An 11,918-nucleotide genomic window follows, 5' to 3' on the forward strand; every position below is an offset into this window, starting at 1 on the left:
GTTCTCCCTGGTGTTAGCGCTTAAGCGAAGTGGCCTGCATGGTACCGCCCTCGGCTTTCACGCCAAGGAAAGTAATCAGGTCGATCGACGCTTGCGAGCCATACTTCAACTCGGGGAAACGTTGCTGACGGAAACAATCGTACATGCGCCATTGCATGGAACGAACCGCCCCCTGCGACACCCGGTAGGCCGGCCAGGCTGCGAATGCGGCTTGTGCAGGTTCGGGCTTGGTCAAGTTGGGTAAGCCTTGCAGGCGAATGCGCTGATCATCGCTTGCGTGGCAACTTGCACATGAAAAATCGTAGGGGCCGGCACGGTAGAAGAAAATTTTCTCACCACGGGCGCGCGATGCCTTCTCCTCAGGATGGCCTTGAGGAACCTTGATGGCAGCACCACGAGACTGTGCGTAGACATACGCCACCAGTGATTCCATTTCGGTTGGTTTTTCACCTGCGCCTGAGTATGGCTTCTTGGTAACCTCGGCAATGTCTCGACCTTGCAATGTCACCATGCAATGCACCAAGCGAGTTTCAACATCCATCACTTTGCCCGCATCACCGAAAAAACGTGGCATTGTGGCGGCAACACCCTCTAACTTGCCAGGCCCGGCACCCATATCACATTGCTCAAGTGATGAATTTTTAGGGCCTTGCGGCTTGCTCCAAAGGTCTTCGCCGCGCAGTTCAACCAACTCGGCCGGATTGCCATCGGCCAGCATGTCGCGGTATTCCTGAATACCTTGCTCGGTGGTTTTTTGAGCGTACGCACTCATCGTGAAGGACGCCATTGCTCCGGCGCCCACGAAAGCCACAGCAGCTAGCTTGGCCGCTGTTTTTGCTGTTTGCCTCATCTCACACCCCTTCTTATGGTTATGAATTAATTAGAGATTACGCCACTTTGGTTTTGTCAGTTCGGGAGTCGCCCTTGTTGTCAGTCCATGTGATTTCGACTGTGTCACCCACTTTGCCGCCTTTGAAAGAAAAGGACAGGAAGGGATTCTTGGACACCGCTGGGCCCCAATTGGCCATCAAAACCACTTTGTCGTTGCACTTGGCCGTGACATTTTGAATAAACCATGCGGGCACCAGGCTGCCATCGGAGGCCTTGCGCTGGCCGGTTTCCATTTCATGCGCCATCAACACTTTCACTTCAACTTCGTCGCCACTGGCTTTGGCGCGAATTTTCATTGGATCACCCATATTTTTCTCCCGAATTTTTTAATTAACCGCCACAACCACCGAGGGTCACCTTGACCTCTTTCTTGGCAAAGTAATACTTGCCATCGGCCTTCACGAGCGCATACACATCGCTTGACTTACCCATTTTTACGCGTGTATTCACCTTGGCATCCGTGCCGGCAGGGATCATGAATTGAGCAGACAACATGGAGGGATTGTTGGCCACCAGTAAAGCCACTTCTGTGGTGTTTTTCAGCCGGCTGTCCGCACCCACAGGCACCACCGCACCGTTTTCAGCGATATCGGGTGCAATCACTGTGATGTCTTTACTCTCAGTGGGCATGCCCGCACCCAGAGCTTTCATCAGCTCGTCCAACGACTTGGCACCGAATGCTTTGTCTGGATAACCGGCAGCTGCAAATACCTCGTTTGGTTTGATCAATCCGGCAGCAACTGCCAAGCCCAGCACTGTCAGGCCTGAAGAGGCCTTCAGCACGGTGCGTCTGTTTTGGTTCATTGACTAATTCCTCCTAAAAATTTTGTGAATCACTTCTCTTGGACTCGCCCATTCACTTCATTGTTCAATGCGGATTTGTTGTAGGCCGGCGACAAAGTCGGCACACCCCGAACAGGCCCCACCAAACGGTTCTGGTCCTGTAGATTGCCATGTGCGTTACGTGCGTAATCGGGCAAAAAGGAAATGACTCTCGCGTCAGGTTTGCAGTTTGACATGCAACGCAGCTCTTTCACATCGGGTTTACCCGAGGGCAACCACATGCCATGCTTGGTTTGCATGCCATTGCGGTTGGGCAGTTTGGCTTGGGTTTGCGCCATATTTTGGTCGCTTAGAACAAAATCGTCGCCCACCACACCACCCATGTTCAAAATATAGGCTGTCACCGCGTATACCTCTTCAGTGCTCAGGCTTTTCGGTGCCGTCCAAGGCATGGCGCGATTGATGTAGTCCCACAAGGTGGACAAAGTAGGAACTTTCATCAAGGTGGTTCGCTGTGGGGCCGAACCGTCTTTCAACGATTGCACACGACCCTTTTTAATATCTTCCGCTGTGGTACCACCCACGATTGGTGTGAAGATTTCATTGCTTTCGCCAAACACGCCGTGACAAGATGCGCACTGAGCATCCCACACTTCCATGCCCTTGGCCACACTGCCGCTGCCTTTGGGCAAACCGACAAAATCAGGGCGCACATCAATGTCCCAGGCTTTGACTTCATCGGGAGTGGCCACACGCCCCAAGCCATCAAAGGCAACTGCTGCGCCGGTATACCAAAGCAGCGAACACAGCGACACCGCCACGACAGCATGGCTGAGCAAGCCAAGCAATTTGATTCTGTTTTTCATCTGGCTCATGCTCACCCCACGTGCACGTTGTGCACTTCACCAGCGGCATCCACACGCCAGCTTTGAATTGCATTGTTGTGGTAAATACTTTTGTCATCGCGCTTTTCACGAAGTGTTCGGTAGCTGGGCTGCACGTAACCGGTACTGTCCACGGCCCTGCTTTGCAATAAGGCCTCACCTTTACCTTCCCAAACCCAAGGCAGGTTGAAACGGGTCAACGATTTGTCATGAACTGGGCCTTGCAATTTGGCGGTTTTCCAGCTTTTTCCGCCGTCGGTTGAAACATCAACCGCTGTAATTTTCCCTCTGCCACTCCAGGCCAGCCCCGTGATGTTGTAAAAGCCAGGGCTGAGTAACTGTTGACCACCGGATGGCGTGGTGATCACCGATTTGCATTCCTGAATCGATGTGTACTGCCGATGAGTGCCATCGGGCATCAAGTCCACATAGTGAATGGCTTCGTCTTTGGTCCCGTAGGGTTTATCTCCCACTTCAATGCGGCGCAGGTACTTTACCCAGCTTACGCCTTGCACACCGGGCACCACCAAACGCAGCGGGTAGCCATTTTCAGAGCGCAACATTTCACCGTTTTGACCATAGGCCAGCAACACTTCACCACTTTCGACCAACTCCATTGGAATGGTGCGCGTCATGGATGAGCCATCGGCGCCTTCAGCCAAAATGAAACGCCCCTTCTTCAAGTCAACACCACAATATTCCAGCACCTTGATCAATGGCACGCCGGTAAACTCCGAACAACTCAACATGCCGTGCGTGTACTGAACTGTGGGCACGGCGACATTGGCCCATTCCATGCCGGAATTGGCGCCACACTCGATGAAATGAACCCGGGAAACAGATTCCATGCGCATGAGTTCATCCACGGTGAAGACCATTTGCTTTTTCACCAAACCGTTGATCATCAAGCGATGCTGGGTGGGGTCGATGTCCCACCAACCCTGATGGTGACGCTCAAAATGAAGCCCTGATGGCGTAATGATTCCGAACAAGCCCTGCAAAGGGCAAAATGAAACAGAGGAGCCACCCACACGGGTCAGGCCCGGGGATTCACGGCGTTGCAGGTTCTTCTCGTATTGCGAGGGCATGCCGTAAGGCATGGTAGCCACAGGTTGCCCCAGCCCTTTGCTGTGTTCAGGCAAATTCAGAATCACAGGGTCGCCCTGCGCGGCATGGGCCCAACGGGGCGTGCTCGCCACAGCGCTTGCTGCGCTGGTAGCCACAGCGGCAGCAAATGCTTTTTTAAAAAAACCACGGCGGTCAGTGTCGCTGGCACGGTTAATGAAGGCGATATCACTGCGACTGACAAAATTTTCCGGGGCCCGTCGAATTAAGCCCAAAGGAGTGTCTGAGGGAATGTCAAACGACACAAATGTCTCCTGGATATGATTATTCTTGTTGCGCTGCGTCAGTATATGCGCATATGATCATATCTAGAATTTACGCCCTAAATTCCACTTGTGCAAGCAGTTTGACGCTAAGGTTTCTTCTTAGTCTTCTGCCCGGCCTTTTGCTCAGTTTTCCGCTTTCTAAGGCTGTCGTGGTCGATTTTGTAGTCGGGTTTGGAGATGCCCTGGCTGGTGGGGTCTGTGGGCAAGACGTTGTGTACGGCCTGTGCGCCCACCTTGGCCACGAGGCGCACCGTGTCGTAAGCTGAGTGGGTAATTTTCTTCTCCACCATGTGCACAGCCGATGAAATCGGCGCGATTGGACGAATCTTCTTCAGCACGGAGAACGGAATGTCTGCAATTCGGCGATGCACACCCTCGACCTGACGCGTTCCTTCGTCGAGCGTGGCGGATACCAAGTCAACGATGCCTCGCAAATGCGGTTCAAGTGACTTTTTTCGGGACATACAAACCTCTTTGGGCCTTGATTGTTGTTGATCGAATTCTAGAAGAGATTCGAATTCAGCGGTAGGCAAACCATTCCACTGTAAAATACCCAAATTCAGAGACAGATTCAAACATTGTGGCAATTATTATTTACGACCTGGAGTGTGAATACTCCCACCGCTTCGAAGGCTGGTTTCGATCCAATGAGGATTTCGATGACCAACGCGAACAAAAACTGCTGACTTGCCCTGAGTGTGGCACATCTGCCATTCGCAAAGTGCCTTCCAAAATCAACATTGGCAACAAAGCACCTGTTGAGCCCAAGCTTGGTGAAACGAGAAGCGCCGATGTACCAGCCGCACCAGCAGCGCAAAAGCCCAACTCAGTAGATGTGGCCACTGCCTTTGTCATGGCCCGCCAGGCCATTCAGGCCTTGATTAATCACTCCGAAGATGTGGGTGACCGCTTCGCTGAAGAGGCCCGCAAAATTCATTATGAAGAAGCCCCCATTCGCGCCATTCGTGGACAGGCCAGCCCCGAGGAATTTGAAGAGTTGCGTGATGAGGGCATTGAAGTAATCGCCCTGCCTGTGCTGCCCAGTGAAGAAGAGTTGAACTGACCCCAGCGGCCATCAGTGCCGCTTATTTCACGCGGCGCTTTTCGAGTTTGCGGGCCAGCGTGCGGCGATGCATGCCCAGCCTGCGTGCCGTTTCCGAAATATTGAAATCGGTTTCCACCAATACCTCGTGGATTCGCTCCCATTCCAGGTTTTTGATCGAAGTGGTCCGGTTGGTGAGTTCAACGGGTTCGCTACCCGCCACATGACCAAAAGCAGCTTCAATGTCGTCGGTGTTCGAGGGTTTGGCCAAGTACTGACAAGCCCCCAGTTTAATTGCCTCAACTGCGGTGTTAATACTCGCAAAACCGGTAAGCACCACAATCAACATGGCTGGGTTGTGCGCATGCAGAGCCTGAACGCAATTCAGGCCTGAAGAATTGCCGCTGAGCTTTAAATCGACCACTGCGTGGGTTGGCGTTTGCTTCAAAAGTATCGCTTGCATTTCTTCCTGGCTGCTGGCGTGAAGCACTTTGTATTCACGCCGCTCAAAGGAACGCTTTAACACGCGGGCAAATGCCTCGTCGTCTTCAACCAGCAACAAAAGCCTTTCCATACTGCTACCTTGGCTCATGGCGATTTGTTCTCCTGCAAAATCAGGGCATTTAACGGCAAGGCAATCACCACTTCTGCACCGCCCTCTTTGCGATTGTTCACTGTCAGTGTGCCGCCCAATGTGCGCGCCACATTCATGACCAGAAACAAACCAAGACCACCACCCGGGCGACCCTTGCTTGAATTGTAGGGTGTACCCACCTGTTCAAGAATGTCGGCCCTGAAACCGGGACCTTGATCAGCAACGGTTAAAAACAATTGTTCCTGGTTTTTGGACACTTCAAATCGCAACCAGTTCGGCGACACTTCCAGTGCGTTGTCCAGCACATTGAACACCATTTGCTTCACAGTTGAATCAAACGCAACGGTGAATTCTTCGTCAATGCTGTTGGTGTATTCAAAGTACTGGGCTGGGCGGCTGCTTTCCCATTCCTCCACCAAACTTTCAAAGAATTCATTCAAGCTGGTTTTAGAGGAAGACTCTCCACGCGTTTCGCCGGCTGACAACAAAATACCACTGACAATGCTTTTACAGCGAAGCAGTTGCCCTTCAATTTCCTCGATTTCTTCCAGCATGGCCTGGTCTTTCGAAAATTGGGGCATTCGTTTCCAGTCGCCCAACACGACAGACATGGTGGCCAAGGGCGTACCCAGTTCATGCGCGGCGCCACTGGCCAACAGACCCATTCGCACAATGTGCTCTTCCTCTGCAGCGCGTTGCCGCAGGCTGGCCAAAGCGGCGTCACCAGCGCGCAAGTTACGCCCAATTCTGGTAATGAAAATAACCAGCAAGGCTGCATTCAGTACAAAACAAATCACCAGGCCTGTGGCATACAAATCGGCAAGTTTGTAAGTGCTGTTCAGCGGCCACACCAGTGGCTTGTTAACGATCGACAAAAAAGCCAGACACAGCGTGGTAATGGCCACCACCAGCCAAGTCGATTCTGCGCGCAACAACACCGCACTTAAAATAACCTGCAACAAAAACAGAAATACAAAGGGATTATTAATACCGCCGGTGAAATAAAGCTGTGCGGTCAGGCTGGCGATATCCACCAGCATGGCTAGAAACAATTCGCGATTGCTGACCACGCGTTCTTCGTGCCAGCGAAGGTGACTGCCAATATTAAAAGCGATCAGGCACACCATCACCGCCAGCATATTGAACATCGGCAACTGTATGCCGAATCCCCAGGTAGCGACGAGTATTGTGGCGATTTGGCCACCCACCGCCAGCCAGCGCAGGTGAATCAAATGCAACATGTTTTTGTGGCCGGTTTCATTCAACACGTTTGTTTCATCAAACGCACTGGCACCTTGCCGAATGGAAACAATGTCGGAATTTATGGCCATTGAAATGCGAATCCTGCTGGGAAACCTGAAAAAGCGGGAACTGACTTTGGCGATTTATTTGCGATTCAGCCAAACAGTGATACCCGCCACCATCAAGGCCAAAGCATACCAAGTGAACGCGTACACCAAGTGGCTGTTGTGAAACTTGATGACGGTTAATCCATCCACTGGATAAGTTTTGGGGGTAAATCCCGTAATTTCTTCTCCAAGGTTGCGTGGCGTGCCCGCATCAATGAAGTATGGGGCAACAGACTTCAAATTGTGATGCTTTGAAAGCGCGTCAATGTCACGTGAGTACCAGCGATTGCCGGCCGGGTCGTTCTCTCGCAAAAATGCGCCACCCGTTTCGCTGAGTCTTAGCAAGCCGCGCGCTTCGAACTGACCCTGGGTATTATCAACTGTCATAGGGTCGGCTTCATTCACCGGAATGTACCCCCGGTTAATCCATACAATTTTGCCGTTGGCCTGGCGCAGGGGCGTGAGCAACCAATGCCCGGCCCCCAATACCGTGGTGGCTTGCACACGCGTGGTGTACTGAGGCAGCAAGGCACCTTGCAGTTTCACGTTCAGATATTCATGAGTATCACGACTGACAGCTGGCCATTCGGCTGCCATCGGTGCATCAACAGGTGGAGCATGCACCCGGTTTTCAACCCGCTCAATGAGGTCGAGCTTGTAGTCAAGTCTGAAAACCTGCCAAGTACCGAGCGAAAGGAATACAGTGAAAAAAAAGGCCGCCAGGGCAAAGCCCAGCAGCCTTTTCATTGAACTGGATGCATGCACTGAATGGGGCTTTGACACATCATTCATCCTGCACCACACTCCTTCACTTCAACTGTTGAATCGACTCAATGGCCTCATGATTCATGCCCGGCATCATGTTGGTGTTCAAGTGGTACATCACCCAAATTGAACCCACCAGCGTGATCACCACGATAATCAGGGTGAACATCAAGGCCAGCATGGTCCAGCCACCTTCCGATTTACTATTCATGTGCAGGAAGTAAACCATGTGCACCACCATTTGAACAGCACCCAGCGCCAGAATCACCAAAGCCGTGGTGGTTGAACTTTCAAATACCCCGCCCATGACCAAGGCGAACGGAATCACCGTCAAAATGACAGCAAGCACGAAGCCGATGGTGTAATCGCGCATGCTGACATGCACTTCATCTTCATCATCGTGGTGATCGTGATGGTCGTTGACGTCGTGTGGATGTGCGCTCATGGCAATACTCCCATCAAATAAACGAAGGTAAATACACCGATCCAGATCACGTCCAAGAAGTGCCAGAACATGGAAAGGCACATGACGCGGCGGCGGTTTTCAACAATAAGACCGTGCTTGTTCAATTGGAGCAACAACACCACCAGCCAGATGATGCCGAAGAACACGTGCAAACCATGGGTACCCACCAGTGCAAAGAAGGCGGTCAGGAAACCACTGGTTTGCGGTGTGGCACCAATGCTGATGAAATGCCAAAATTCGTAGATTTCAACAGCCAGAAACGCCAGACCAAGCACGCCGGTGATGGCAAGCCACTGAATGGTTTTCTTCACATTGCGGTTTTGCATGCCCACCATAGCCACGCCATAGGTGATTGAACTGAGCAACAGGAATGCTGTGTTCAGGGCCACCAAGTTCAGGTCGAAAATTTCCGCGCCCGTCGGGCCACCGGCATAGTTGCGACCAATTACTGCATAGGTCGCAAACAGACAAGCGAAGATCAAACAGTCGCTCATCAGGTAAATCCAGAAACCCAGCGAGGAACCGTTTTTCGGGTGGTGGTCTTTCACGTAATAACGTGAACTTGGATCAGCCGATGCAATTCCGGCTGCATTCATCGCTGAATTCATCACTAAATCAGACATGGGCTTGCTCCAGTTTCGTACGCGCGTCTTCGGTGCGGGCCACTTCATCGGCCTTGATGTAGAAGTCGCGTTTGTAATTGAATGTGTGGGCGATCACTGCCACCAGCAGTGCCACGGTACCGCCCGCAGCCAGCCACCAAATGTGCCACACCAAGGCAAAACCGATCACAGCGCTGATTGCCGAAATAATGAAGCCCGCAGCGGTGTTCTTGGGCATGTGAATATCGACAAAGCCACTGGTTGGTCGCTTGTAACCGTTTTTCTTCATGTCAGCCCACGCATCGGTGTCGTACACCACGGGAGTGAATGCAAAGTTGTACTCTGCAGGTGGGCTTGAAGTGGCCCACTCCAGCGTACGACCACCCCAGGGGTCACCGGTGGTGTCGCGCAACTTGGCGCGATCACGGTATGTGGCATAGAACTGCATGATCATGGCGGCAATACCCACTGCAATCATGGCTGCACCCAGGGCTGCAATCTGGAACCAGATTTGCAGGGATGGATCGTCAAACTGGCTCATGCGTCGCGTAACACCCATGAGGCCCAACACGTACAGCGGCATGAAGGCGAAGTAGAAACCGATCACCCAGAACCAGAAAGACACCTTGCCCCAAAATTCATTGAGCTTCACACCAAGCGCTTTGGGTGCCCAGAAGTTGATGGCTGCAAACAGGCCAAACAACACGCCACCAATAATCACGTTGTGGAAGTGAGCAATCAGGAACAGGCTGTTGTGCAGCACAAAATCAGCAGGTGGTACGGCCAGCAATACTCCTGTCATGCCACCGATCACGAAGGTAATCATGAAGGCAATGGTCCACATCATGGGCAACTCGAAACTGATCTTGCCTTTGTACATAGTGAACAGCCAGTTGAATATTTTCGCACCCGTGGGGATGGAAATAATCATGGTCGTGATGCCGAAGAAGGCGTTCACGCTCGCCCCACTGCCCATGGTGAAGAAATGGTGCAACCAAACCAGGTAAGAAAGAATGGTAATTACAACTGTGGCGTAAACCATGGAACTGTAACCAAACAGGCGCTTACGGCTGAACGTGGACACCACTTCAGAGAACACACCAAACAGCGGCAGAATCAGGATGTAAACCTCGGGGTGACCCCAAATCCAAATCAGGTTCACGTACATCATGGAGTTGCCGCCCAGGTCGTTCGTGAAGAAGTTGGTGCCCAAATAACGGTCCATGGTCAACATGCCCAATACGGCAGTCAATACTGGGAAGGCAGCAACAATCAACACGTTGGCGCACAGCGATGTCCAGGTGAAAATCGGCATTTTCATCAGGCTCATGCCGGGGGCACGCATTTTCACAATAGTCACAATCAGGTTCACACCCGACAGCAGGGTACCGACCCCCGCGATTTGTAAGGCCCAGATGTAATAGTCGACCCCCACATACGGACTCTGGAAAATTCCAGACAAAGGTGGGTAGGCCAACCAGCCGGTCATGGCAAACTCGCCCACGAACAGGGATGCCATGATCAAAGCCGCACCCATGGCGGTCATCCAGAAGCTGAAGTTGTTCAGGAACGGGAACGCCACATCGCGTGCACCAATTTGCAACGGGATCAGGTAGTTCATCAGGCCCGTGATCAAAGGCATGGCCACGAAAAAAATCATGATCACGCCATGGGCCGTGAAAATTTGATCATAGTGGTGTGGCGGCAAGAAACCTTCATTTCCGTTGAAGGCGATGGCTTGTTGGGCACGCATCATGATGGCGTCTGCAAAGCCGCGCATCATCATGACTAGGCCTAGGATCATATACATAATGCCAATTTTCTTGTGGTCAATACTGGTGAACCAGTCGTTCCACAATGTGCCCCACAAACGATTTTTGTGAATCAGGGCCAGAAGAACAATCCCGAGTGTCGCGGCCACAGCCAGCGTACCCATGATGATGGGGTCGTAGTACGGAATCGCGTTGAGTGTTAGCCGCCCGAATATCGGGCTTGTTTCAATTGGATACTGAGTCATAGCCGTTCTTCTTGGATGAAGTAATGAGTGGAAGCGCGTCCGCGTTGGGTGCAATGGTGCACATGGCTTCATTGATCAGGATTGCCAGTTCGTCGGCTGACAAATTGGTGCGATTGCGCATGGAATCCGCCATCATTTGTGTATCCATACACACCGTGCCTTCGACTACGCAACGGTTCACAATGGCGTGAAACAGGTTTTGCTCCACCTTGCCGTAGTACTCCACGGGGTGCTTGGTGGTGGGCTTTTCGAGTTCAAGGTAGGCCGCACGGTCCAACTCTTTGCCATACGATTTGTTGCGTGCTACCCAATTGTCAAACTCGTCTTGGCTCACGCCGCGGTATTTGAAACGCATGTGTGAGAAACCGGCACCACTGTAATTGGCCGAAAAACCTTCCCACTCGCCTTGCTCGTTGATCACCGCATTCAGAGTAGTTTCCATGCCGGGCATGGAGTAAATTTGACCGGCCAGCGCAGGAATGTAGAACGAATTCATGACGGTGCTGGAAGTAATCTTGAAGCGCACGGGTACATTCACGGGAGTTACCAGCTCATTCACGGTCGCAATTCCTTGCTCTGGGTAAATGAACAACCACTTCCAGTCCAGCGATGTAACCTGCACAACCAGTGGCTTGTGGTCGGCTGGCAGCGGTGTGCTCGCGTCAATCCGATCCAATGGGCGATAGGGGTCGAGTTTGTGGGTACTTACCCAAGTGACCAAACCCAGGATGATAATGATCAGCAAGGGCGCGCCCCAAATCACCAGCTCCAGCTTGGTAGAGTGGTCCCATTCAGGATCGTACTCGGCTTGTGAGTTGGCTTTGCGATACTTCCAGGCAAAAAAACAGGTGAGAAAAATGACCGGCACAATGATGATCAACATCAACACTGTGGACAGTACGATCAAATCGGCCTGTTGCGATGCAATGTCTCCCTTGGGATTCATCACAATGGTGTTACAACCTGCAAGCAGGAAAAGCGGCACCAGCAACAAAAGACTACGTTTCAGTGGCTTGAACATAATACCCAGCACAGTTAGGAAATGATTTCATGCTAATTTACTGACATGGGGTGGCGCTGGGCATTGGACATATTGTCCCAGTTGGCAAATTTCACTTTCAACCCATTGAAAA

Annotated in this window: 13 protein-coding genes and 1 pseudogene; 1 reads left to right on the top strand and 13 read right to left on the bottom strand. The window is 52.0% G+C overall.

What is annotated here, in order from left to right:
* Positions 1 to 13: 13 nt before the first annotated feature.
* The 6 genes and pseudogenes from soxA to PY990_RS11150 all read right to left on the bottom strand — a co-directional run bounded on the left by soxA (position 14) and on the right by PY990_RS11150 (position 4,413).
* A complete protein-coding gene (gene soxA, locus PY990_RS11125; protein WP_275271655.1) occupies positions 14 to 850 on the bottom strand; it encodes a sulfur oxidation c-type cytochrome SoxA in 837 nt (278 codons plus the stop codon).
* Positions 851 to 887: 37 nt separating this feature from the next.
* Positions 888 to 1,199, bottom strand: a complete 312-nt coding sequence (soxZ, locus tag PY990_RS11130) for a thiosulfate oxidation carrier complex protein SoxZ (protein ID WP_171098787.1) — start codon at positions 1,197 to 1,199, stop codon at positions 888 to 890.
* A gap of 22 nt (positions 1,200 to 1,221) precedes the next feature.
* The gene (gene soxY, locus PY990_RS11135; RefSeq protein ID WP_275271656.1) at positions 1,222 to 1,695 is read right to left on the bottom strand and encodes a thiosulfate oxidation carrier protein SoxY; all 474 of its coding nucleotides are present in this window, start codon (positions 1,693 to 1,695) and stop codon (positions 1,222 to 1,224) included.
* Between the two features lie 86 nt (positions 1,696 to 1,781).
* A pseudogene (locus PY990_RS11140) lies at positions 1,782 to 2,549 on the bottom strand (c-type cytochrome); the annotation flags it as partial.
* 2 nt (positions 2,550 to 2,551) lie between these two features.
* The gene (gene soxC, locus PY990_RS11145) at positions 2,552 to 3,928 is read right to left on the bottom strand and encodes a sulfite dehydrogenase (RefSeq protein ID WP_275271657.1); all 1,377 of its coding nucleotides are present in this window, start codon (positions 3,926 to 3,928) and stop codon (positions 2,552 to 2,554) included.
* A 107-nt stretch (positions 3,929 to 4,035) separates the two neighbouring features.
* Positions 4,036 to 4,413, bottom strand: coding sequence for a hypothetical protein (locus PY990_RS11150; RefSeq protein WP_171098783.1), 378 nt, complete (start codon positions 4,411 to 4,413; stop codon positions 4,036 to 4,038).
* A gap of 116 nt (positions 4,414 to 4,529) precedes the next feature.
* Here PY990_RS11150 and PY990_RS11155 point away from each other — a divergent pair, with 116 nt between their 5' ends.
* The gene (locus tag PY990_RS11155; RefSeq protein ID WP_275271658.1) at positions 4,530 to 5,012 is read left to right on the top strand and encodes a DUF1178 family protein; all 483 of its coding nucleotides are present in this window, start codon (positions 4,530 to 4,532) and stop codon (positions 5,010 to 5,012) included.
* 22 nt (positions 5,013 to 5,034) lie between these two features.
* Here the strand turns inward: PY990_RS11155 and PY990_RS11160 are convergent, their stop codons facing one another.
* Genes PY990_RS11160 through cyoA form a run of 7 tightly spaced genes read right to left on the bottom strand, consistent with a single transcriptional unit; the run spans position 5,035 to position 11,806 of the window.
* Positions 5,035 to 5,583 (bottom strand): response regulator transcription factor, encoded by a 549-nt coding sequence (locus PY990_RS11160; RefSeq protein WP_275271659.1) that lies wholly within the window; start codon positions 5,581 to 5,583, stop codon positions 5,035 to 5,037.
* Entirely contained in the window at positions 5,580 to 6,917 is a 1,338-nt protein-coding gene (locus PY990_RS11165) for an ATP-binding protein (protein ID WP_275271660.1), read from the bottom strand. Before PY990_RS11165 ends, PY990_RS11160 begins: the two co-directional genes overlap by 4 nt.
* Before the next feature lie 54 nt (positions 6,918 to 6,971).
* Positions 6,972 to 7,727, bottom strand: a complete 756-nt coding sequence (locus tag PY990_RS11170) for an SURF1 family protein (RefSeq protein ID WP_275271661.1) — start codon at positions 7,725 to 7,727, stop codon at positions 6,972 to 6,974.
* 16 nt (positions 7,728 to 7,743) lie between these two features.
* A complete protein-coding gene (gene cyoD / locus PY990_RS11175; protein WP_275271662.1) occupies positions 7,744 to 8,145 on the bottom strand; it encodes a cytochrome o ubiquinol oxidase subunit IV in 402 nt (133 codons plus the stop codon).
* Positions 8,142 to 8,789: a cytochrome o ubiquinol oxidase subunit III gene (gene cyoC / locus PY990_RS11180; RefSeq protein WP_275271663.1), complete on the bottom strand. Its 648-nt coding sequence runs from the start codon at positions 8,787 to 8,789 to the stop codon at positions 8,142 to 8,144. Before cyoC ends, cyoD begins: the two co-directional genes overlap by 4 nt.
* Entirely contained in the window at positions 8,782 to 10,785 is a 2,004-nt protein-coding gene (gene cyoB / locus PY990_RS11185; protein ID WP_275271664.1) for a cytochrome o ubiquinol oxidase subunit I, read from the bottom strand. Before cyoB ends, cyoC begins: the two co-directional genes overlap by 8 nt.
* A complete protein-coding gene (gene cyoA / locus PY990_RS11190) occupies positions 10,766 to 11,806 on the bottom strand; it encodes a ubiquinol oxidase subunit II (RefSeq protein ID WP_105028905.1) in 1,041 nt (346 codons plus the stop codon). The genes cyoB and cyoA overlap by 20 nt, the downstream gene beginning before the upstream one ends.
* Positions 11,807 to 11,918: the final 112 nt, after the last annotated feature.

This window comes from Limnobacter olei (genome assembly GCF_029087225.1).
Classification (GTDB): domain Bacteria; phylum Pseudomonadota; class Gammaproteobacteria; order Burkholderiales; family Burkholderiaceae_B; genus Limnobacter; species Limnobacter olei.